We start from the raw sequence: 20,222 nt of genomic DNA, 5'->3' as shown, positions 1-20,222 counted from the left end.
TCCACAATTCGCTCTGCCCCGTGCGAATTGCCAAACGTGTTGGGAATGATTGCAGCCAGCGTCCCTTTAAGGTCACGTTATCTTAGGTGGAATCGTTCAAACTGCAATTGCAACTCTTGCATGCCAGTCCAACATTCGTTTGCGCTATGGATGGATTGGTATTGCTTTGGGGTACGATCCCAAGCACTCAAGTCGCACCGTGTGCAGAGACAACTCGGCGATGGCCGCAGCAACTGGTTGGCTTTCTTGATGCCCTTCCAGTTCGATAAAGAATTGGTATTCATTGGGATTGCCTCGGATAGGAAACGATTCGATCCAAGTCAAATTGACGGCATGCTTCTGGAAAGTCATCATCGCATCAGCCAGAGCACCAGCGCGATGAGGGATTCGGAACATGATCGATGTCTTGTCGTTGCCAGTAGGAGCGGGCGAGCCACGGCCGATAACGGCAAACCGAGTCACGTTATTGCGGCTGTCTTCAATGTTACGAGCCGTTATGTTCAATCCGTAGTGCATGCCCGCTTCGTAAGACGCAATCGCTGCGACGCTGCTGTCGCCGCAAGCGAGCTCGGCGGCGGCAGTGGTGCTGGAGCAATCGAGCACTTTCGCGTTGGGCAAATGCATCGCGAGCCATTTGCGGCATTGGGAGGTCGCTTGAGGCTTACTGTAGACGGCTTGGATTTTTTCCAGCGGCGATAGGCTCAGCAGACAGTGGTGGATCGGCAGCAAGACCTCGCCCGTAATGCTCAGCGGCGAATCCGCGAAAGTCGCCAGGGTATCGATCACGCGTCCATCGGTCGAATTTTCGATTGGCACGACACCAAAGTCAGTTCGTCCGGCCAGGACATCTTCGAAAACTGCGCTGATTGTCGCCACTGGGATCAACTGATGGGCTTCGGAGAAGTAACGTGCGGTAGCCAGATAACTGTAGGACAGCGGCGGTCCCAGGTAGCTGACACTGACGCGCGTTCCCCCAGCGGCTATCGCAGAGACACCGACAATATTGCGAGCCAGAATGCGGATCACTTCCGGCGAAAGCTTTTGGCCAAGCTCGCTTTGCGTCGCCAAAAGCGTCAGCGCCGCGACGTCGCGCTCAAAGCTCGACGCAGACCGCTCGTTATGACCCATTCCATCGATACGTCTTACCAACAACTCGATCAGCTCGCGATCCAATTGCATCAGGTCAGGATTGAGGGCATCGTGCATATCGAGCTACTTTCAACTGTCAAAATGGCAAGACCCTGAACGATCCAATTTGCCGCCGTCGAAACCGAGACTGCCATAAAAAAAATCTTTCGGCAAGCAGCCCCTTAAAACAATGCAGTTTAACTTGAGAAAGCAGGTCCTGACAGGCTGCCTCCGAGAATTGTTTCGCGACTGGCACGATGATTGCAAAAAGGGAGGCAGCGGCGAATAAATCTTCAGGGCAGCGATCACTTGAAGACCGCCGATTCAAGCACAACTAGGGCGATGACCGCCGCGTAACAGACAAACTTTTGGAGACTAATTATGGCTTCTGGCGAGAAAATTATCGGGATTGATTTGGGTACAACCAACTCGGTTGTGGCCGTAATGGAAGGTTCCGAAGTGAAGGTGATTCCGAACGCGGAAGGCAATCGTCTGACCCCTTCGGTCGTCGCGTTCAATGATAAAGGCGAAACGATCGTCGGTGAGCCAGCTCGTCGTCAAGCGGTCACCAACCCCAAACGAACGGTATCATCGGTCAAACGATTCATGGGCCGTCGTCACTCGGAAGTGGAATCGGAAGAAAAGATCGTTCCCTACGAAGTGGTCGGTGGTGCCAACGAATACGTCAAAGTCCAAATCGGCGACGTCCAACATACACCGCAAGAAATCTCGGCGAAAGTTTTACGCAAGCTGAAGGAAGCTGCTGAATCGTACCTTGGCCATCGCGTCAGCAAAGCGGTAATCACCGTGCCCGCGTACTTCAACGACGCCCAGCGTCAAGCGACCAAGGATGCTGGCCAAATCGCTGGCTTGGAAGTCGCTCGTATCATCAACGAACCGACCGCAGCGGCTCTCGCTTATGGACTTGATAAGACCAAGGACCAGAAGATTGTCGTCTTTGACTTGGGTGGCGGTACGTTTGACGTATCCGTGCTAGAGGTCGCGGCCAGTGGTGACGAGGACAACAAGAGCAAGGTCTTCGAAGTGATCAGCACCAGCGGTGATACGCACTTGGGCGGCGATGACTTTGACCAGATGCTGGTGAACTACGTGGCCGATCATTTCAAGAAAGAAAACGGCACGGACCTTCGCAAAGAGCCGATGGCTTTGCAACGTTTGCAAGAAGCTTGCGAGAAAGCGAAGAAGGAACTGTCCAGCGTGCCTCAAACGGACCTCAATTTGCCGTTCATTACCGCAGACGCAACGGGGCCAAAGCACTTGCAACTAACCATCACGCGAGCGAAATTTGAAGAGCTGATCGATTCGCTGTTGGAGCGACTACGCAAGCCTTTGCTGCAAGCACTGGAAGATGCCAAACTGAAGCCCAGCCAGATCGACGAAGTGGTCTTGGTCGGTGGTTCGACACGCGTGCCCAAGGTTCGCGAAGTGGTCAAGTCGATCTTTGGCAAAGAGCCTCATCAAGGTGTGAATCCTGACGAAGTCGTTGCCGTGGGTGCTGCGATTCAAGGCAGCGTGCTGTCGGGCGATCGTCGCGACGTGTTGCTGCTGGACGTGACGCCATTGACCTTGGGTATTGAAACCGAAGGCGGCATCTTGACTGCATTGATCGAACGTAACACGACGATTCCGATCGAAAAGAAGAACACTTTCTCGACTGCTGCCGATTCGCAAACGGCCGTGACGGTGCGTGTCTTCCAAGGCGAGCGCAAAATGGCGCAACAGAACCGCTTGTTGGGCGAATTCAATTTGGAGGGCATCCCGCCAGCTCCGCGCGGCGTACCGCAGATCGAAGTCAAATTTGATATCGATCAAAACGGTATTTTGAACGTGTCTGCCAAGGACTTGGGATCGGGCAAAGAAGCGAGCGTTCGTATCGAGCAGAGCAGTGGGCTGAGCAAAGAAGAGATCGAGCGTATGCGACATGACGCCGAAGCGCATGCCGAAGAGGATCGTCGCAACGTGGAATTGGCCGAAGCCAAAAACAAGGGCGAGCACTTGATTTATCAATTGGAAAAGACCATCAAGGAACAAGGGGATAAGCTGACCGAGGCCGATAAGTCGCCGATGGAAGCTGCTATCAAGAAGGTCCGCGATGCGATCTCCGCCAACGATTTGGAAACTATCAAGTCATCTACCAGCGACTTGGAGCAAGCTTCGCAAGCGTTCAGCAAAACGTTGTACGAGAAGACGAGTGCTTCGGCCGCTGCGGGTGGTGACGCAAGTGCCGCTAAGCCTGCGGGTGACGACGATGCGATCGATGCAGAATTCGAAGTGAAGTAGCGAAGACGTCGGTGCCACGGGTACCGACCAGTGGATTGCCCTGATGGAGTTGGGGCCGATTGAAACGCGGGAGTGTGAGGTTGCTGCCAAGTCCGAATTGGATTGGCCATGACCTCACGCTCCCGTTTTTTATTGATCGACTAAGCGTGCTTGACATTGGATTTGTTGAGCATAGAACTAGCACTCATGCCTGACCCATCACTGCCAGCCGAAAGTTCTCTGCGATTCGACTCGCCGCAGCAAGCCGCATTTCTACAACTCTGGCGGACGTATGATTGCCTCAAAGCGTTAGAGGAAGAGCTGTTTTCCAAGTACGATTTGTCGGCTCAGCAATACAATGCGTTGCGACTGTTGCGATCGGCCCATCCTGATTCGATGCGAACGTTGACGCTGGCCAGTCGTTTGATCTCGCGCAGTCCTGATATCACGCGGTTGCTGGACCGGCTGGAGAAATCGGGTTGGATCGTCCGCGAGCGGAAGGTTGCGAATCGGCGAGTCGTCGAAGTCAACATCACCAAGGACGGCATTGGTTTGTTAAAGAAGTTGGATGGCAAAGTGCGGCAGATGCATGATCGCCAACTGGGGCATTTGTCACAGGAGCAGCTGGGGCAATTGTCATTGCTCTTGAAGGTGGCTCGGCGTCCGCATGAGGACCAAAGTTGCGACTGGCTGGATTCCACTGAGGGATAGCGCCTCGGTGTTAGCCGCCGGTACTTTGTTGATCCGTCAGCCGACAGGCTTTCGCGAATGTAGCAAGAACACGTCGTGTGCCGCCCGCATTGTCCACCGCCGCGTGAAAGATTCCGCCTGAACGCGGTACGCTTGCTCTACGTAGGCCGGTAACATGGTCGCTTCACATATTGCCGGAACTGCGCAAAGCCAATCAGTGCATGACCGATTGGGTTAGTGATGTTGGGTAGGTTCAAGCGACCGATGTTCCGGCGCAGGGGTGGGCTTTGCTTGTTCCGGCCTACGGTAGCGGCCGACGCTCCCGAAGGAGGGTGAAGCAGAAACGCGGTACGCTAAATGCCAGGAATGGTCCAGTCTTGGACATTCAAACTCGGAATACGTTCATAGTCCACTGCATTTCGTGTTACGACTGTCATCTGTTGACTGATGGCGATCGATGCGATTCGCAGATCCATGGTTGCGACACGAACCCTCTTTCGCTTGAGTTCCTCAAACACTTCGGAAGCCGCGTGGCCGAATGGAAGTACCTGAGAGCAAGAGAAGTTCTTCAATACCAACTCGAGGCGAGCGTAGCCCGCAACAATCTTTTGAGGGGTGTTCGACTGTTTCACATACTTCGTCCAACCTGCAACAATCTCGTGAAAAGAGACGATTGTTGCGTATACGTTCGAGTCGCCGACCTCTGCGATTCTCTTGAGGATGTTACTGCAATCATCGCCCTTTGGGCCTTGCAAGATACCAAGATGATCCGTGTCGAGAATAAACATCGACTTTACTCGTCATTCAAGATATCGGATTGCCGCTCTTCTCGCCCTAACCGGAGAATCTCAGCGAAATCAGGGTCGTCCTTGAATGAACCTTCAATCCTGGAGATCCACCCTGGTTTCCTCGCCGCAAGGTCGATTTTGCTTGATTGCGAAAGCATAAGAAGAGTTACTTCTTTTTCCAACCGCTCAAGTCTTTCTTCAACCGTGGCCATACGCATTTCCTCAATATTGAATATTGCAACACGGTCCATTGTACCTTGTGAAACGTCCAAAGGGAAAGGGCGAATGGTTCCCTCTGATCCTAGGAAACTGGCTCAGAAAGTGCCTGGCACGAATTGACGTGGCACGAATTGACGATGCTGGTCGTTTAACCGCGTGGGCATCGCCCCGCGTTTGTTGTATACAGCAGTGCCAACGCGGCCCGTTGGGCACGCGGTTCAACGACACACCCCTCCCCGGTCGCTCGCGGAACTCGCGGCCGACCCTCCCGCGGGAGGGTGAAGAAGAAACGCGTACGCCTGACGGACAAACGAAAACGCTGCGCACCAATTGACTACTCTTCTGCCACTCGAGCGACTATCGCCCAAGCTGGTCGGCGATACGATGAACAAGAATGTTCAAGCCCTGGCCTGTGACCGCACTGATCGCCAAGACCTCTTTACCGACCGCCTCTTGAAACGCCGCTACAGCCTCCTTGGCTCCAGGCAGTTCGTTCTTGGTCATGGTCAATATCTCTTCGCGTGCTGCAAGCTCTTCGCTGTACTGCGCAAGCTCCTCCCGAATAGCTCGGTAATTCTCCACGGGATCGGTGCCGTCCGCCGGAAACGGCTCGACCAAATGCACCAAAATACCTGCTCGTATCACGTGCCGCAAAAAGTCATGCCCCAGCCCGACGCCGTCCGCAGCACCCTCAATCAACCCCGGAATGTCCGCCATCACGAAACTGCGATCCGTCCCTGCCGCGACCAACCCAAGGTTAGGCGTCTTCGTCGTAAACGGATAGTCAGCGATCTCCGGTCTTGCTCGCGAAAGCCGCGATAGCAGAGTGCTCTTGCCAGCGTTAGGTTTTCCGACCAACCCAACATCCGCAATCGATTTCAGTTCCAAGATCACGCGTCGACGCTGGCCTTCTTCGCCATCGGTCGTTTGTCGAGGAGCTTGATTGGTGGCCGATTTAAAGTGCGTGTTCCCAAAGCCGCCCTTGCCGCCTTGCGCGATCTCGATGCGGTCACCAGCGGCAACCAAGTCTCGCAGGATCATGCCCGACTCTGAATCGATGATGACCGTTCCGGGCGGGACCAGCAGGACCATGTCTTTCCCGTTGCGGCCGTGGCAGTCGCTGCCCAAACCGTTCTCGCCGGAGGGGGCACGCCAATGGCGTTGGTGAGCAAAACTCAAAAGTGAGTTCACGCCTTCTTGTGCTTCCAGAATAATGCTGCCACCGTCCCCACCATCGCCGCCGCAGGGGCCGCCGCGCGGGACGTGCTTCTCGCGGCGAAACGCCATACAGCCATTTCCGCCCTTGCCAGCAATCAATTCGATTTCGACACGATCTACAAACATGATTTTCTTGATCGGTCCAATAGCCGACAGACTCGACACCAGCGCAGCGCCGAAAAATAAAAGAAAGCTCTATAAGCCGAACCGTTGCAGCTCAGCTAGCAAACCACAATGAGCAATTAGGCAACGGTGACGTTGACGCGGCGGCCTTCTTGGTCGAAGAAAACTTTGCCGGAAACTAGCGAAAAAATCGTGTAGTCTTTGCCCATACCGACGTTCGCACCTGGACGCCACTTGGTGCCCACTTGACGAATGATAATGTTGCCAGGAATCACTTGCTCGCCGCCGAATTTCTTGACGCCACGACGCTGAGCGTTGGAATCACGACCGTTTCGACTGGATCCTTGGCCTTTTTTATGTGCCATGATGAACGAACCTCAAATAAATTAGTTTGCCCCGCTCGAACTGTTCACTCGGGAAACCAAGTTTCTGGCGAAGGCAATTGCAGTGCAGGTTAAATAGGGATAATAGCCTCAAAACGCCATCTTTCATCGACGGCGCGGGCCAGACAAACTAACGATAAATCCAAGAATAATCAAGTGGTTCGTTAATTTTGAAGAGCTTTAAAATTTCCCTTTGGCGATCTGGGCTTTCAAATGCCGGAATCCCAAGCTTGATTGGGTCGGATTCTTTATTCTCCGCGTCACCTGGTTTCCAGAAGAAAATCCGCAGCGTTTTGCGGCGATATTCTTCCTGACCTTGGGTATTGATCTCGCGCTGGAAAGCGTTAGTCAGACCGCGGACGTCGATATAAAACGCGTCAATTCGCGGGTCGACGCCGACCCAAGTCGCAATTCCCCACTGCGAGTTGTCGCTCTGGTCGCTGACGGGCAGGATTTCTCGAGCACTCATTTCCATAAAGTCATGCAGCGGTTTGCCGACTCGTTCGCGGTTTGCGATGGCGGATTTCGCGGTGCTGAGGATCTGCGAATCGTACTGGACGCCAAACTCTGGCGAAATCAGCGTAAATCGAGGTAAAAAACGCACCGATTTGTAGATTACCGACTTGGGCGTATTGGGAACGCCCGTGCCAGCTTCTACCGCCGTCTCGTTAGGCATCAAGTCTCCGCCAACATAGCGCACGCGGTACAGCAGGTACCAAACCAGTTGCTCTTCCAAAGTGCCTTCCGGCGTTGGGACCTGAGCTTTGATCATGCGCATCGGTTTGAAAGCGAACTCCAGAGACCAGACGGGGTGCCGCAGCGTTACGTCACGGCCCAGCTCCAGCAGCGTTTCGCTTTTGGGGAAAGTATTGGGAGCGGCGTCCGGAAACGTCGGCGGAACCCATTCCAGTTCGGGGTTTTTCGCGACAAAATCCAGGTCCTGCGGGCCGATCGTCATATCGCCAGCACCTTGGCTGGGCGGGACGACGACCAAGACGCCGGGGGCTAAATTGCGAGCGGGCAAATTGGTGTAGGCACTGAAATCGCGGGCCGGTCCGCTTGCAGCAGGAGGTCCTGCGGCCAGGGGCGGCGTTCCAACCGCCGCATCGCTGGGCGACGGTGAAGATTCCTCTTGGGAGTAAGCGTAGCCGCCCAAGCAAGTGAAAAAGGCCGCCAGTACCGCACCGGTCAATAGCTGTGGTGTGCGAAATTTTTGAACTATCAAGCTTCTAACCCGTCGGTAATCTTGAGAAAATTGATCCATGGATGAGCAACCGCCAGCTTGCAAAATAGTCACCAAGCTGCTCGATTTCAATGTTAGCTCACTGGCATAATTGGCATTTATGAAAATGTCACTCGCATAATCGTTCCTAAACTTCATCCTAGCACATCCCAGCCGGACAGATGTTGCGGGGGGCTGTTTTTTCAGTTGGCACGATCGTCTAATTGTAGTATAGTCCCACTTCGGGATTTGCTATCACAGAAAGTTGGGGTTTTGGCGGCCACTCTTCTGCGACCTTAGTCGTATTCTCGCGTGGAAAAATAACTCTGCACGATGGCGCCATCCCCAATTCGAACACTTCGCGAGTTCGTCCGCTTCCCATAAACTGCCCGCTATGCAACATCAAAGCCAAAATACGCAGCCGAGTCCTAGTTTTTACTCAGATTACGATTGCGGCGAATTCTATGATGAAATGTTCGTAGACTCAGGGTTGCCACGTCCCAGCGCGATGGCTTTGGTCGAGCGACTTAACTCGCTGTCCCCCGAAGAATTGATCCGACGCCAACGGGCTGCGGACCATGAATTACTGAACATGGGCATCACCTTCAACGTCTACGGCCACGAAGCGGGGACAGAGAAGATTTGGCCGTTCGACTTGATCCCTCGCATTATCGCGATGTCGGAATGGCGTTTGATCGAAGCGGGCCTGCGTCAGCGAATCAAAGCACTCAACATGTTCATCGCCGACATGTATGGTGACCAAGAGATCATCCGCGACGGGGTCGTGCCCAGCTACATGACCGAATCCAGCAAAGGTTTTCTGCCGCAACTGCGCGGAATGAAGCCGTCTCGCGGAGTCTGGTGCCACATCACTGGGACCGATTTGGTACGGGGTGGAGATGGCAAGGTATATGTCCTGGAGGATAACTTGCGTTGCCCATCGGGCGTCTCTTACGTGATCGAAAATCGCGAGGTCATGAAACGTACGTTCCCGCAATTGTTCGGCGGTCTATCCATCGCGCCGGTGGAAAGCTATCCCGAAAAACTGCTCGAAATGCTGCAGTACATCGCTCCCGAGGGGATCAGTAAGCCCACGGTGGTTGTGCTGACGCCGGGCATCTATAATTCCGCATACTTTGAACATTGCTTCCTGGCCCAGCAGATGGGTGTCGAATTGGTTCAAGGCAGCGACTTGGTGGTCTCCAACGGATATGTCCACATGCGGACTACCAAAGGCTTGCAACGTGTCGATGTTATCTATCGCCGCATCGATGACGCGTTCTTAGATCCCGATGTCTTGCACCCTGACAGTTGCTTGGGCGTCCGCGGTCTGATGGAGGTCTATCGTCAGGGGCGAGTGTCGTTGGTCAACGCACCGGGCACTGGCGTTGCCGATGACAAAGCGGTCTATGCGTTCGTTCCGCAAATGATCAAGTACTACTTGAATGAAGAAATGTTGCTGCCAAATGTGCCGACTTATATGGCCGCAGACGAAGAGCAACGGGCCTTCATTCTTGACAATATGCACGAGCTGGTGATCAAGCCGGCGAATGAATCTGGCGGCTACGGAATTCTGCTGGGGCCGCGTGCAACCAGTGATCAGATTGAAAAATACAAAGTGCTCGTCCGCGAGAACCCTCGAAATTATGTCGCGCAGCCAATGTTGTCGCTCTCGCGCGTGCCAACCTTGTGCGATGGGAAACTGGAAGGCCGTCACGTGGATTTGAGGCCCTACATTTTATATGGCGAAGATATCTACGTCCTGCCCGGCGGTTTGACTCGCGTTGCACTAGTGAAAAACTCGTTGGTCGTGAACTCCTCCCAAGGCGGCGGTAGCAAAGACACGTGGGTACTGGAAGACTTTTAAAGCACCAGCAATTTCGACGACTCACTTGCAACGCATCGCCATAAAATAATGAGCGGATGGCTTCGCTAAAGAAGTCTTCCCGACAAAGCATTCATCCAACTCGCTAAACATTAATTCAGCACCAAGCACTATCAACCCAAACCTACGACCATGCTATCTCGAGTTGCCGATTCGCTGTTTTGGTTAAGCCGCTATGTGGAACGAGCGGAGAATGTCGCTCGTTTTATCGACGTCAATTTGAACCTGCTGCTGGATATCGGCGTGCAAGGTTCCAGCCCGTGGGACCCGCTGGTGTTCATCACTGGGGACGATAAGCAGTTTTATGAAAAGTATCTCACGGCGAGCCAAGAAAACGTCATTCGCTTTTTGACGTTTGATCGCGATAACCCCAACTCGATCCTTTCCTGTTTAGCGGCCGCTCGAGAAAACGCTCGAGCCTCGCGGGAAATGATTTCGTCGCAGATGTGGGAAGAGCTAAACAAGTTCTATCTGATGGTCCGCGACGCGCGGAACGATAATCTAGCCATCACGGCCCCCTACGGTTTTTTTGACCGCATCAAGCGTGCGAGTTATTCGCTGGAAGGTGTGACCAATGTGACGATGTCGCACGGCGAAGCGTGGCACTTCGGTCGACTTGGACAGATGCTTGAGCGAGGTGACAAGACGTCGCGCATTTTGGATGTGAAGTATTACTTGTTGCTACCCAATGTCAGCGATGTGGGGACACCGCTGGATATGCGGCAATGGGCAACGTTGTTGAAAAGTGCCAGTGGTTTGGAAATGTACCGTCGCGCCCACGGACGTTTGACGCCCCGCAGCGTGGTCGAATTCCTGCTGCTTAATCGCGAGTTCCCGCGTTCGATCCATTGTTGCATGTATCTGGCCGAACGATCGCTGCTGGCGATCACCGGCGGTATCGAAAACTCCCACCGGTTGCTCAGCGAAAAGCTGCTTGGCCGCTTGCGATCGGAGTTCGCTTATGCGGACATTCAGTCGATCATGGACAATGGGTTGCACGAATTCATTGATGGCTTGCAAGCCAATATCAATGAGATTGGTGAGGCGATTTACGATGACTTCTTTGCCGTCGCACCGTTGGTTGGGTTTTCCGCCTAAGCACGTGTCTTCAAAAGCCCTCTAAGAATTTCGCTGGCTGACCACATGCTGGCGGGCGCTTCCGTTTCGTGCTTGCGAAGTGGCTGTCGGCGGCCAGCCGAGCTTTCGATTATCCGCTTTGGAACAATTCCGAGGGTTCGATCTGCCAGCGGTCTGGAGAAACCTTGTGATTTTCCCGTAATGCCCCCTCTCTAAAGCTTGCCATTCGTGATATCTTTTCGCCCGCAGGCCGCCTTTGCCCACGGGCTCGCGGGTCAGACCGTCAATTTGCTTCGCAACGCACTCAGGTGTAGCGTAGAGCTCTTTGGCGCCGTCCCCGCGGCGATTTATTCCGACGGCGGCTTGGAATATCATTCACGTTAGATAGCGAGCGGTCGATTGCGAAAATCGGTCGCGTTGGGAGTCTGGACTAAAGAGTTCACGCATGAAATTTGCTGATTTTGTTTCAATTAAGGCGATTCGACCTGACTTACAAGCGACATCCAAGGAGCCGATTATTGCGGAACTGGTCGATGCGTTAGTGGAGTCGGGCGACATCAAGGCGGCGGATCGCGATGATATTATCCGAGCGATCATGAAGCGCGAAGAACTGGGTTCTACCGGGATCGGTAAGGGCGTGGCCGTGCCACATACCAAGAACGCTCAAGTCGAAAAACTGGTAGGAACCGTCGGAGTTAGCGCCGAAGGCGTAGATTTCGAAAGTTTCGACGGCCAAAAGGCTTATTTATTCTTCTTGTTGGTCTCGCCGCCAGACCGACCTGGAGACCACCTGCGGGCGTTAGAGAATATTTCTCGCCAAGTCCGCAACGATACATTTTGCAAGTTCTTGCGACAGTCCAAGACCGCCGAGGACATCGCTCAGTTGTTGGAGGAATCCGACACCAACCAGTTCGGTTCCGGAGCCTGATTTTACAGTCGCCTATGACGAAGCACCGCACAGCAGTGGTCACCGTGCTCAACCATCAAGGATTGCATATGCGGCCAGTGGACTTGTTGGTCCAGGCTGCGAACCGATACAAGTGTGAGATCACCCTGGAACGACTGGCTCAGCGCGTCGATTGTCGCAGTTATTTGGCGATGCTGGGCTTGGGCGCCACCGCCGGGGAGCAATTGAAGTTGGAGGCCACGGGCGACGACGCCGACGAGGCTATGGCTGAAATTATTAAGCTGTTCGAGGACCGATTCAACGAGTCGGAAGACGAACAGTGATTCACAAACATACTATTTAACTTGCGCGTCAATCCGAGGTTGCAAGTGGAACATCTCATGAGCTGATAACGGCATGTTGGAATTGCAAGGTATCGCAGTTTCGCCGGGCGTAGCGATTGGTAATGCGTTAGTTTTTGACCGCGAAGGATATCAAATAACTCGTTGCCGAACGGCTGGTTCGGACGCTGCGCAAGAATGGTCTCGCGTCGAAGCGGCTATTAAGCAAGCGTCGGTTCGTCTCGAAGAGTCGCGAGAGCATACCAGCGCCAACTTAGGCGAACATCTCGGCAATATCTTCTCCGCCCAGCAGCAAATGCTGCTTGATCGCCAGCTCCACGCAGGTGTCAAAAAGCTGATCGATACTCAAAGCTATACCGCTGAATTTGCCGTCAGCGAGGTCCTGAATGATTACGCGCGCATCTTTCGACGCGCGAGCGCTTCGTTTCTGGCCGAACGCGTTGGAGACATCCGCGACATCGAACGATTACTGCTAGAGGCCTTGTCGGGCCGCCCCACCGCGACGCTGCAGCAGTTGCCGTATCCGGCCATCATCGCCAGCTACGATTTGACGCCAGGCGAAACCGCCGGCTTGGACCCACAGAAAGTGCTCGGCATCTGCACAGTAGCGGGCGGTCCCGGCGGCCATACCGCGATTGTGGCACGCGGACTAGAAATTCCCGCCGTGGTAGGGATCGGCGAGTTCTTGCACCGCTTGCGAGCAGACTGCAAAGTCATTGTCGATGGCCATCGAGGGACCGTCATTGTCGACCCCGACGAGGCTACCCTGCTACGTTATTCCGAGCGACGGCAGCACCGCGAGAGTATCCAAACGGAACTGGCAGAGATTCGCGACCTGCCGGCCTGCACCAGTGATGGCGTCCACATTCAGCTAATGGCGAATATTGAGTTTCCGCACGAAGCGACCGCTTGTGTGGAACGCGGAGCAGATGGCGTGGGCTTGTATCGAACCGAGTTCTTGTACTTGAGTTCGGAGAAAGAGCCCACGGAAGAAGAGCATTATCAAGCATACTCCAGCGTGTTGAAAGACATCGGCAATCGACCGGTTGTCATACGCACTTTGGATTTGGGTGCAGACAAAATGGGGATGCACCCCGTCGCCCGAGAAGAGAACAATCCCTTTCTGGGACTACGTTCGATTCGAATGTCGCTGAGAAATCCAGCGCTCTTTCGGATCCAGTTGCGCGCAATCATGCGAGCGGCCAACGAAGGCGACATTCGCGTCATGTTCCCCATGGTGTCGACCTTGGACGAACTGCGCAATGCACGATTTGTATTGCGTGGTGTGATGGATGACCTTCGCGAAGATGGTTATCAAGTTCGATCTGACGTACCCATTGGCATGATGGTCGAAGTACCATCAGCGGTGATGATGTTGGATCGATTCGTGAAAGAGATCGATTTCGTGAGCATAGGCACGAACGATCTGACTCAGTACACCTTGGCGGTGGACCGCAGCAATGAAGCAGTGGCTGATTTGTATCAAGCTTGTGACCCGGCTGTCTTGCGATTGATCGCTCGCACCAAAGAGGTCGCTGGCAACAGCAACGTGCCCACGAGTGTCTGCGGTGAAATGAGTAACAATCCCGCTTATGCATTACTGCTAGTTGGACTTGGGATTCGTATTTTGTCGGTTGCTCCGTCAGCGATCCCGGTTCTGAAGAAAGCGATTCGCTCGATCACCATCGATCAATGCGAAGCTATGGCGTGGCGAGCCATGCGTTTGGAGACAGCACGCGAGGTCGACGCGTTTCTCCAAAATCAACTTGCTGACTTGGTTCCCGAAATTGTCTTGCAGGCGTAAGTGACGCCTCGATGAGAACCAAGCCCCACATAAACCAAAAAGAAAATGAGTAAACCAGTCTATGAAGAAAGAGATGCTGATTAACATCTCGCAAGCCGAAGAATGCCGGATTGCGATCCTTGAAGATGGACAGTTGGAAGAACTGTTCACCGAACGCGCCAGTCAAAACAACTGGGCCAACAACATCTACAAAGGCAAGATCGTCAATATCGAGCCCAGCATTCAAGCCGCTTTCGTCGACTTTGGCGTCGGCCGCAACGGCTTCCTGCACATCAGCGACGTGGAGCCTCAATACTTCCGCCAAGCGGGCTTTGATCCAGCGGAAATCGAAGAAGGTATCATGGAAGAGCGCGAAGCGGCTCGTGCTAATCGCACCAAAGGCGGCTCGGGACGCAGCCACGCTGACTTTGACGATATCGACGACACCGACGGTGAAGACGACGGTCGCGCTCGCAGCCCACGCCGCAAGAGCACTCTGCTACGCAGCGGTCGCCCTCGCTTCAAGCCACCAATCCAAGAAGTCTTTCGTCGCGGTGATGAAGTCCTCGTCCAAGTCATCAAGGAAGGCATCGGCACCAAAGGCCCAACCCTTTCGACATACATCTCGATCCCCGGTCGCTATGTCGTGTTGATGCCAGCGTTGAACAAAGTCGGCATTTCGCGAAAGATCGAAAATGAGAACGCTCGCCGACGTCTGCGAGATATCATGCGCCAAATCGATCCTCCCAAAGGCATCGGCTTCATCGTGCGGACCGCTGGCGAAGGCCGATCGGCTCGCGAAATCGCGCGGGATATCACTTATCTGACCCGGCTTTGGAAAGTCATCGTCAAACGATTGAAAGAGATGCCGACGACTGGCGTTCTATATGAAGAAAGCGACATGGTGATTCGCACCATCCGCGATAACTTCACCGCCGACATCGATTCGATCGTGGTCGATCAAGAAGATGCTTACCAACGCGCCAATGAATTTGTGCAGATGACGATGCCCAAGTTCGCGGATCGCTTGAGCTTCTATGATTCGGCTGAACCAATCTTTCACAAGTATGGCTTAGAAGCGGAGATCAATCGCATTCATCAGCGAGTGGTCCCGTTGGCACTGGGCGGTTCTTTAGTGATTGATCAAACGGAAGCACTGGTAGCAATTGACGTCAACAGCGGGACCTTCCGCACCGATGAAAACGCGGAAGAGAACGCGTTCCAGTTGAACATGGCCGCTGCCAAAGAAATCGCGCGTCAACTGCGACTGCGCGACCTTGGCGGCGTGATCGTCAACGACTTTATCGACATGCGCAAGGAATCGAACCGCCGCAAAGTCGAAAACACACTCCGCGACTCAATGCGGCGTGACCGGGCCAAGACCAAGATCTTACGAACCAGCCCTTTTGGCTTGATCGAAATGACGCGTCAACGCGTGCGGCCCAGCTTCAAGAAGAGCGTCTACGAAGATTGCCCTTGCTGCAAAGGACGTGCGGTCGTCAAGACCGCCGAAAGCATGGCGTTGGAAGTCTATCGCATTCTCCAATTGGCCGCTCAAACACCTAATGCAAACCGCATTAGTGTTAAAGTGAACGAGAACGTGGCAGGTTACCTCAACAATCGTAAACGGCGTGAGCTGATGCGGATTGAAGAACAGTCGGAAGTCACCATTTCCGTCCTGGGCAGCGAGTCGCAGTTCCCTGAGCAGTGCCAATTGGAAGTTCGCGATGTCGACGGCAATCCTGTCAGTACGCCGCTGCTGCAATCGCTCCAAATGGCATAGTTTGATCCACGTCGATTCCCAATCAGATTCTGCATGCATATGAGAACCATCCTTGTTACCGGTGCCGCTGGCTTTATCGGATACCACTTGGCCAAACTTTGGCTTGACCAAGGCGACGTGCGAGTCATTGGGCTGGACAACTTGAATGATTACTACAGCGTGCAGTTGAAGCAAGATCGGCTCGCTCAACTGCAGCAGTCCGCTAATTTCGAGTTCGTCAAGATCGATCTGGCGGATCGCTCTGCGATGCAAAAGCTGTTTGTGGACTACGCGTTTGATCGCGTCGTGCATCTAGCGGCTCAGGCTGGCGTGCGATACTCGATAGAAAACCCGCTGGCTTATATTGATTCCAATTTGGTTGGCATGACAAACATTTTGGAAGGCTGCCGTCATCAAAAGGTCAGCCATTTAGTCTACGCCAGCAGTTCCAGCGTCTACGGATCGAACACGACGCAACCTTTCTCGGTCCATCAGAATGTTGATCATCCGGTAAGTCTGTATGCGGCAACCAAGAAGGCCAACGAGTTGCTGGCGCACACCTATTCGCACTTGTATCGTTTGCCCACAACTGGGCTGCGATTCTTTACGGTGTATGGTCCGTGGGGGCGACCTGACATGGCATTGTTCAAGTTCACCAAAGCGATCTTGGAAGGCAAGCCGATTGACGTTTACAACCATGGCAACATGAAGCGAGATTTCACGTATGTCGATGACATAGTGCAAGCGGTTGCGGCGATCACCGATGTAGTAGCGACAGCCGATGCGGCGTGGGATGCCAGTCAGCCTGATCCCGCGACCTCCAGTGCGCCGTATCGCGTTTACAACATTGGCAATCATGATCCAGTCGCACTCAACGACTTCATAGCTGCGATTGAAACGGCGACAGGCAAGACGGCTCAAAAGAACTTGATGCCGATGCAACCCGGCGATGTACCTTCGACGTTTGCCGACGTGGAAGATTTGAAAGCCGCCGTAGGTTTTGCACCTACGACTTCGATTGACGTTGGCATCCAAAAGTTCGTTGACTGGTATCGCGAGTATTTCCCAGTCCGTTAGCCCCGCTCTTTATACCCTCGCAAGATGGGAGGGTGAAAAGAGCGGACGGCACACGGAGTGTGACTGCTACCATCGGCTGACGATTAAACAAATGCGGCGTTCACTTGGCGCGGATGGCGCTGCGAAGCGGATGGAGTACGCCGTCAACAATGTGTGTCGATAACAACTCTTTCGATATCTCGATCAACTGCCGAAAGTCTTCCCGGAAACCAACCTCCTTGTTGAAGCCTTCAAAGCGTCGCACAGTCAAGTAAACACTCAGCACTTCATCCCCTGCTCCCATCGATTCCGGATCACGCTGCTGGAAAGGATTCCCACGTGTCTCAAAACTCAGTCGAGCTTGCGTTTGCATCCCCGTTCCCACTGCAAACTGTATCGCCGGTTCGTACGATACAAGCCCTTGCCCCACATGCTCCACCAATCCTGTCAACGCCGCAGGTGTCCCAAGTACTTCTGCAATCAACTCGCTTTGATTGCCACTGTACTGGAAATCGAAACCGAAAATAACACTCAACGATTCGCAGTCCAAGTACGAAAGACTAAGGGCATAGGGCGCGATCTCAAGCACATTCTCGTGCTGCTCAATGGCCATTTGCAAAGTGTCAGGGTTTACAAATCCTGATTGCAAACGTTTCGCCTCAACACTGGTCCAACGATACGCTCCTTCATCTCGGTCTTCTTCCAAGACATGATCGCCTTTCTCTCTTGCGAAAAATCGCGAGTTTCCAGAAAAGCGTTTTTGAATCAACTCGAAATAGTGTAGCAGTGTTTCGCGTTGTTGCGGCAACTCCATTTCGGTCTGCAACACCATGTTTACATAGTAGTCGTCGCTGAGGTTGCTGAGGTCTAGCACTTGGGATCCTTAGGAAAACGCATGGAAATGATTCGCTGGTCGGATTATTTGTCGGCCCAGTAATCAATTACCATTACCTTCTCCAAATGAGGCTTCAACACACCCACAAATGCTTCATGAGCGGGGTGTGGCAAGTACTTCGCGCGGTCTTCTTCGCTCTTGAAAGTGACCAAGAAGCAGTGCGTGAAACCATTGGCGAGCCCTTCAGGGCTGTTGTCGGTGCCATATTCAAAATCCGCAATGGAATCGATCTTCTTTGGCAGTTCGCGGAATGCGTCGACTACGGTCTGGATATCTTGAGCCGAACTGTCGGCTTTGAATTGGAACATGACAACGTGACGTAACATTCGCGAGGAATCCTTCTCGTCTTGGGCTTGAGCGCGATTGAGGGACATGATGGTTAGCGAGGTAACTGCAATCAGCAGGACAGCAAAGAACGTTACCTGAAGTGGGCGTACAAAGCGGCTGGTCATGAGGTGGCCTTTCCGAAAAACGAAGTTACGAATCGATCTGCATAGCGTATCACATTTCAAAAAAACGAAAATGTCCGCTGATCGGCCAACCAACGTTAATCCAGGCTTTGTCCCATTATTGCCGTCGGACAACCACCAAGCACATATCGTCTTCTTGTGGCGTTGAGCCGATGTGCTCTTTGACCGACGAAATGATCGTCTCGCCCATGTTTTCGCAGTTCTCGCCGCAGTTTTTCATGAGATCGGAGATTCGCTGGATCGAAAACTGCTTTCCTTCCGCGTTGGGGGCCTCAAAAATCCCATCGGTATACAGGACAAACGTGTCGCCCGAATCGATGGTCGTTTCGGTCACCGTGTAATCCGAATCGGGGATAATCGCCAGCGGAAAGCCTCCGTCGTTCTGGCCAATCTCTTTGATTTCACCGGCAGCAGTCCGCATCAGCGGTGCCATATGCCCAGCGTTGGCCACGGTAATCTTGTTCGTCGTGCGATCGATAATCACCAGGATCATCGTTACAAACCTTTCCGCTTGCAATTCGCACAAGCTGTCGTTCAGTTTTCGCATGGCGATGGCTGGATCGGGGTAAGCTGAAAAAGCGAACCGCGTTTCCGCTGAAAGTTTGGCCATGAACATCGCCGCTGCCACACCGTGTCCAACCACGTCGGCCACGACCACGGCCCATCGATTCTCGTCAATCGGAATAAAGTCAAAGTAATCGCCACCAATCCAGTTCGCTGGCGAGTAATACTTGTAAAACTCATAACCGGCAACCACCGGAGCTTGCTTGGGCAAGAACGCCAATTGAACTTCTTTGGCCAACTTCAAATCCTGATCCAACAACGACTGTTGGACGATCTGCTCATGCAACTGCGCATTTTCGATCGCAATCGCAGCTTGCCCAGCAATCGCGGCCAGCAGTTCCAGGTCCTTGCGTTCAAACTTGCCCCGTTGTTGGACCGTATCTAAGTGAATCGCTCCAATGGGGACATCATCGCTATTGAGCAGCGGCGCGATAATCACCGAGCGCAGTCGCAGGTCGAATACACTCTGCGATTGGTTAAAGCGTTCATCGTTGGTAGCATCCAGCGAAATCACTGCTTGTTTTTCATCCATGACGTGCGTCATGATCGTCTTGGACAATCGCAGCGTATCTTCCTGGTCGGGGCGACGTGCTTTCATCCATCGCGGGACAAGCTCGCCTTTGTCATTCTTCAAGACAATAAAGCCACGATCGGCTTGAATGAAGATTTGGAACAAGCCTTCGAGGACGTTGGGCAAGACCTCATCCATCTTGATCGATCGACTGAGCTTCTGCACAATTTCGATCATGACTGCAAGTTTGCGGTCCGCGGTGGCCGACAGCTCTACGCCCATCGAACCGCTTTTCATCTCCATGCGTTCGGTCACCAGTTTGGCCGCGGAATCGGCGGCGTCGTTGACCATCAGCACGCCCACGGAAGAACCATCGCTGCTCAGTCGCGAATGGCCCGACAAATCCAATTCAACGCCTGGGCCATCATCGCGAAAGGTGAACTCAAGATCGCAGATTCGGACCGCTTCGCCATCGCGCAGCAGTTTCTCGCCAGAGATCAATACGCCGTTGACGAAGGTTCCATTGCGGCTTTTCAAATCCTGGATGTAGCAGCCATCGGAGCGTTTAATGATCTTGGCATGTTGTCGCGAGACAGCCCCGCTGTCCAAGACAATCGTGCAATCTGGATGGCGTCCCAACGTCGATTCTGCCGCCTCGATGACGTACTGTTGGCCAGTTTGAGAACCGTTAAGTGCTTCCAGATAAGCCATGGATGCTTTAAGTCCTTTACAGACATCGAGGTTGTCGTGGCTTAATCGACAACTCAGGAACGTGGAGCGACCGTCGGTATGCGAAATCAATGCCGAACATCGAAAGCCAGGTTTCCAAGTATAGCTGCCGACGCAGACTTTCCAAGGTCGCTTTGCGGTGTAAAAATCCGGCGAATCCTCCGCGTTTACTTTCCGAGTGCTCAACGGAC

The 20,222-nt window shown here is 53.5% G+C and carries 18 protein-coding genes; 9 read left to right on the top strand and 9 right to left on the bottom strand.

The window, feature by feature from the left end:
* Positions 1-144: 144 nt before the first annotated feature.
* On the bottom strand, positions 145-1,206 hold the full coding sequence (gene pheA / locus SH302x_RS18640; RefSeq protein ID WP_479364021.1) for a prephenate dehydratase: 1,062 nt from the start codon (positions 1,204-1,206) through the stop codon (positions 145-147).
* Between the two features lie 303 nt (positions 1,207-1,509).
* Here pheA and dnaK point away from each other — a divergent pair, with 303 nt between their 5' ends.
* On the top strand, positions 1,510-3,429 hold the full coding sequence (gene dnaK, locus SH302x_RS18635; RefSeq protein ID WP_479364020.1) for a molecular chaperone DnaK: 1,920 nt from the start codon (positions 1,510-1,512) through the stop codon (positions 3,427-3,429).
* 186 nt (positions 3,430-3,615) lie between these two features.
* The gene (locus SH302x_RS18630; RefSeq protein WP_479364019.1) at positions 3,616-4,119 is read left to right on the top strand and encodes a MarR family winged helix-turn-helix transcriptional regulator; all 504 of its coding nucleotides are present in this window, start codon (positions 3,616-3,618) and stop codon (positions 4,117-4,119) included.
* Between the two features lie 332 nt (positions 4,120-4,451).
* On the opposite strand, the gene SH302x_RS18625 is transcribed toward SH302x_RS18630, so the two are convergent.
* The 5 genes from SH302x_RS18625 to SH302x_RS18605 all read right to left on the bottom strand — a co-directional run bounded on the left by SH302x_RS18625 (position 4,452) and on the right by SH302x_RS18605 (position 8,210).
* Entirely contained in the window at positions 4,452-4,886 is a 435-nt protein-coding gene (locus SH302x_RS18625) for a type II toxin-antitoxin system VapC family toxin (protein WP_479364018.1), read from the bottom strand.
* 5 nt (positions 4,887-4,891) lie between these two features.
* Positions 4,892-5,098 (bottom strand): hypothetical protein, encoded by a 207-nt coding sequence (locus SH302x_RS18620; protein ID WP_479364016.1) that lies wholly within the window; start codon positions 5,096-5,098, stop codon positions 4,892-4,894.
* Positions 5,099-5,462: 364 nt separating this feature from the next.
* Entirely contained in the window at positions 5,463-6,449 is a 987-nt protein-coding gene (gene obgE, locus SH302x_RS18615; protein ID WP_479364015.1) for a GTPase ObgE, read from the bottom strand.
* A 116-nt stretch (positions 6,450-6,565) separates the two neighbouring features.
* On the bottom strand, positions 6,566-6,811 hold the full coding sequence (rpmA, locus tag SH302x_RS18610) for a 50S ribosomal protein L27 (RefSeq protein WP_479364013.1): 246 nt from the start codon (positions 6,809-6,811) through the stop codon (positions 6,566-6,568).
* A gap of 148 nt (positions 6,812-6,959) precedes the next feature.
* Positions 6,960-8,210 carry a hypothetical protein gene (locus SH302x_RS18605; RefSeq protein WP_479364011.1) on the bottom strand — a complete coding sequence of 417 codons (1,251 nt, stop codon included), beginning with the start codon at positions 8,208-8,210 and terminating at the stop codon, positions 6,960-6,962.
* 235 nt (positions 8,211-8,445) lie between these two features.
* Between SH302x_RS18605 and SH302x_RS18600 the strand changes: the two genes are divergently transcribed.
* The 7 genes from SH302x_RS18600 to SH302x_RS18570 all read left to right on the top strand — a co-directional run bounded on the left by SH302x_RS18600 (position 8,446) and on the right by SH302x_RS18570 (position 16,883).
* Positions 8,446-9,918, top strand: a complete 1,473-nt coding sequence (locus tag SH302x_RS18600) for a circularly permuted type 2 ATP-grasp protein (protein WP_479364010.1) — start codon at positions 8,446-8,448, stop codon at positions 9,916-9,918.
* 150 nt (positions 9,919-10,068) lie between these two features.
* Positions 10,069-11,034: an alpha-E domain-containing protein gene (locus tag SH302x_RS18595; protein WP_479364009.1), complete on the top strand. Its 966-nt coding sequence runs from the start codon at positions 10,069-10,071 to the stop codon at positions 11,032-11,034.
* 424 nt (positions 11,035-11,458) lie between these two features.
* Positions 11,459-11,941 (top strand): PTS sugar transporter subunit IIA, encoded by a 483-nt coding sequence (locus SH302x_RS18590; protein WP_479364008.1) that lies wholly within the window; start codon positions 11,459-11,461, stop codon positions 11,939-11,941.
* A 14-nt stretch (positions 11,942-11,955) separates the two neighbouring features.
* On the top strand, positions 11,956-12,243 hold the full coding sequence (locus tag SH302x_RS18585; RefSeq protein ID WP_479364007.1) for an HPr family phosphocarrier protein: 288 nt from the start codon (positions 11,956-11,958) through the stop codon (positions 12,241-12,243).
* Between the two features lie 73 nt (positions 12,244-12,316).
* Positions 12,317-14,065, top strand: coding sequence for a phosphoenolpyruvate--protein phosphotransferase (ptsP, locus tag SH302x_RS18580; protein ID WP_479364005.1), 1,749 nt, complete (start codon positions 12,317-12,319; stop codon positions 14,063-14,065).
* A 61-nt stretch (positions 14,066-14,126) separates the two neighbouring features.
* Positions 14,127-15,827 (top strand): Rne/Rng family ribonuclease, encoded by a 1,701-nt coding sequence (locus SH302x_RS18575; RefSeq protein ID WP_479364004.1) that lies wholly within the window; start codon positions 14,127-14,129, stop codon positions 15,825-15,827.
* A gap of 39 nt (positions 15,828-15,866) precedes the next feature.
* Positions 15,867-16,883, top strand: a complete 1,017-nt coding sequence (locus tag SH302x_RS18570) for an NAD-dependent epimerase (RefSeq protein WP_479364002.1) — start codon at positions 15,867-15,869, stop codon at positions 16,881-16,883.
* A gap of 100 nt (positions 16,884-16,983) precedes the next feature.
* Here SH302x_RS18570 and SH302x_RS18565 read toward each other — a convergent pair whose 3' ends face one another.
* The 3 genes from SH302x_RS18565 to SH302x_RS18555 all read right to left on the bottom strand — a co-directional run bounded on the left by SH302x_RS18565 (position 16,984) and on the right by SH302x_RS18555 (position 20,217).
* Complete coding sequence (locus SH302x_RS18565) at positions 16,984-17,736, bottom strand: hypothetical protein (protein WP_479364000.1); 753 nt, start codon at positions 17,734-17,736, stop codon at positions 16,984-16,986.
* 44 nt (positions 17,737-17,780) lie between these two features.
* Positions 17,781-18,209, bottom strand: coding sequence for a Dabb family protein (locus SH302x_RS18560; RefSeq protein WP_479363999.1), 429 nt, complete (start codon positions 18,207-18,209; stop codon positions 17,781-17,783).
* Between the two features lie 115 nt (positions 18,210-18,324).
* Entirely contained in the window at positions 18,325-20,217 is a 1,893-nt protein-coding gene (locus SH302x_RS18555; protein WP_479363997.1) for a SpoIIE family protein phosphatase, read from the bottom strand.
* Positions 20,218-20,222: the final 5 nt, after the last annotated feature.

The organism is Njordella calcicola (assembly GCF_056494125.1).
This window is presented reverse-complemented; position numbering and strand designations above follow the sequence as displayed.